This is a genomic window from Bacteroides sp. 519 (assembly GCF_010500955.1).
GTDB lineage: Bacteria > Bacteroidota > Bacteroidia > Bacteroidales > Bacteroidaceae > Bacteroides.
Genome location: NZ_QVMJ01000065.1, coordinates 1 through 1,532, shown reverse-complemented (window position 1 = coordinate 1,532; position 1,532 = coordinate 1). Strand labels below are relative to the sequence as shown.

Below are 1,532 nucleotides of genomic sequence, written 5' to 3'. Positions count from 1 at the left end.
ACCCCAGGCGATGCCCAGTCATGTTCGGAAGATTTCTTTCTATTTTCCCACTGCCTGCAATAATGTAAATAAAAAAGAATCAGTGTGTCTATTGTTAAAAACAATGTGGTTTATCCACTGAAAATTGGTTTGCCTGTTGATAACTTTTTGTTTTTAAGTTACTTAGATGCTATTCCTTACTTTTATCTTTGCAGCGAACAAATTCTATTTTTCATGCGATTATTTAACCATAATATAAGCTTACCAGAAATCATTCGGCAGATACCTGATGAGGCATTAGTTCGTATAAGCAAAGACACCAAAGTAGACTATTGTACTAAAGTCCTTAATGGTAAATTAATGTTTTATTTGCTGCTTTATGGACTACTGCGGGTTGATCGCCTTAGCCAACGAGGTCTTTCCGATGCTTTTTCGTCTCCTTTATTTCGTACATTATTTAATTTTCATGGTAAAAAGACACTGTCTCATAGTTCTATATCTGAGAGGCTTTCGTGTATTGATATTGATTTTTTCAGACAAAGTTATGAGTGTATTTACCAAAGATTCTCTTCTTTATATACAAAAAAAGAAATAGCAAATAAATGCTTGCAACGTGTAGATAGCACACTGGTCAAAGAATCATGTAATAAGCTACGGCAAGGTCTGACTTTTGGGAACCAATATGCTAAGCAAAAAATGATTAAATATACTCTTAATTTCGATGGGATGTTCGCTACTTTCTCTTCTATTTATGCTCAAGAAGCCTATAACTCAGAGACATTGGCCTTGCCTGAAAACATTATGAGTCATTTTAAGAAAACACCCAACCATGCTAATGTGTATATATTCGATCGTGGACAGTCTTCTGCGGAAGCCTTTAAAGAAATGAGCAATACCCCCGGCCTGCATTTTGTGGGACGCTTACAGGATAATCGCAAATTGAAATCTATAAAGGAATTACCTCTTTGCCAGGAGGAATTTAAATCCGGTATATTGGAAAAGGATATGATAGTGAAACTTTATAAAAAAGTTTCAACCATCTCCCGCAATGGAAAAGAGTCTCATAATAGTGTTTTAGTAGAAGAAGAATTTCGTATCATACGTTTTATTCCTACAGATGGACGAGAAGCAATTACATTGATAACTAACATGTTGGATATAACTACCAATGATATAGCTGACATGTATAGACGTAGGTGGGATATTGAAGTGTTTTTCCGATTTCTAAAGCAAGAACTTAATTTTAGTCATTTCATTTCTCTGAATGAAAATGGCATGGAGGTAATATTATATATGACTTTGATTACTGCCATGTTAGTGATGATATATAAAAAAGAAAATGAAATAGGGTATAAAACCGCTATTAGGAGAATGGGAATAGAACTGGAAAGTTTGGTTTTGGCTATTGCTGTTATACAAAGTGGAGGGGATTTAAAGAAAACTGAACTACCGGATCCGTAAAAAAGAAAACGATAGTTCTGAAAGGATAAAATTTGGATAACCCCAAATAAGCAATAAAGGGAAATATACAAATCTTCCGAACATGACTGGGC

General features: G+C 34.5%; 1 protein-coding gene. It reads left to right on the top strand.

The genetic code is table 11. The annotated features are described in order from the left end of the window. Nucleotides 1–84: 84 nt before the first annotated feature. Entirely contained in the window at nucleotides 85–1,440 is a 1,356-nt protein-coding gene (locus D0T85_RS21905) for an IS4 family transposase (RefSeq protein WP_163215657.1), read from the top strand. The last annotated feature ends 92 nt before the right edge of the window (nucleotides 1,441–1,532 follow it).